The organism is Candidatus Magnetaquicoccus inordinatus (genome assembly GCF_004217665.1).
GTDB lineage: Bacteria > Pseudomonadota > Magnetococcia > Magnetococcales > Magnetaquicoccaceae > Magnetaquicoccus > Magnetaquicoccus inordinatus.
The window spans coordinates 1-1,082 of record NZ_RXIU01000522.1 but is presented as its reverse complement, the minus strand read 5'-3'; the positions used below and the strand labels follow the sequence as shown (position 1 = coordinate 1,082).

2 protein-coding genes are annotated in these 1,082 nt (G+C 48.9%); both read left to right on the top strand.

All coding sequences use genetic code 11. The annotated features are described in order from the left end of the window. Positions 1 to 532, top strand: a 532-nt coding sequence (locus EJP87_RS17000) for an EH signature domain-containing protein (RefSeq protein ID WP_227657754.1), incomplete at its 5' end; no start/stop codon positions are given. Then, the coding region (locus EJP87_RS16995) for a hypothetical protein (RefSeq protein WP_130473002.1) at positions 529 to 1,082 on the top strand (554 nt) is incomplete at its 3' end. The genes EJP87_RS17000 and EJP87_RS16995, both read left to right, overlap by 4 nt.

Genomic DNA, 1,082 nt, shown 5'->3' with positions numbered 1-1,082 from the left:
ACGTTGGCTTGATGTGGATGAGAAGGCCCAGCGTGTCATGCGTCGATGGTTGACCCGGGCATCCCTCGAACAATTTTTGGATGTCGTGGACCTCACCGCTCAATCCCACATGTGGGCAGCCCGGCGGAAGTTTTGGAGTGCTTACTACGAACACAAATTCATGCTTGAAGCCTGGGTAGCCTTTGCGAGAGACGGCTCCAATTTTGCGAAACGTCTGGCCGCCGAGAAGGAAAATCCCGCCATTGGAAGTTTCGGAGTGCTTGCATCCGGTGGCGTATTAAAAAATCATGCTGTATTGATCATGCAAATTGGTGATCTCGTGGTTGCTGATTGGAGCCACAACGGGAAGTGCCATATTTGGCTTCCAGGCAATGAAAATGTACCGAAACTGTATCGTCACACCTATCATCGAGATGAATTGGTCAATGGCTCGGATTTTAATAAAGTACATAATGGCGATTGGCAGAACGATGTTCATGCATTCATTCGACGATATACAGGCATAACAATAACCACAAGGCGTTATGTATGATAGATAAACTTAAGTTTGAATGGAAGAATGTAGGTGATGGCATCGTATTGCGATTGGAGCAAAAAAAGATTCTTGGAACACGGATTATCCAAGTCGCTCAATGGATCAGCACCATTGAATCCAACCGTCTGTTTGCTGTGGGAAATTTGTTGAGGCTTTTGGACGAGGCAGATCAAACATGCCTCCAGGCCAAACAGATGGACGACGGTCTGTGGGTAAAGAATTCTGTGATTGCGGGTCTGCCTGACGCGAATGCTCACGCCCTCAACCTACCAAATTCTACGCCCCTTGTGATCGGGTTGCAATCACGGGGCAACATTTCACAGCGGGATTTCAGCATCAGTGCCCAGTGGTTGGTGGGTACCTCGGTCCCGGCCTGGCGGGCCAATGTAGAAGGGTGCATTCTGAAATATGGTAGCCAAGTATACCGGATTCCAGAACCCCTTTTTTCCATATGGCATGGCGTCGTACATTTCAATGAGGCTGCAGGGGAAGATGACAGCACACGTTTTGCCCACTTGGCCACTCTTCGCGAACTGATTTCCGACTG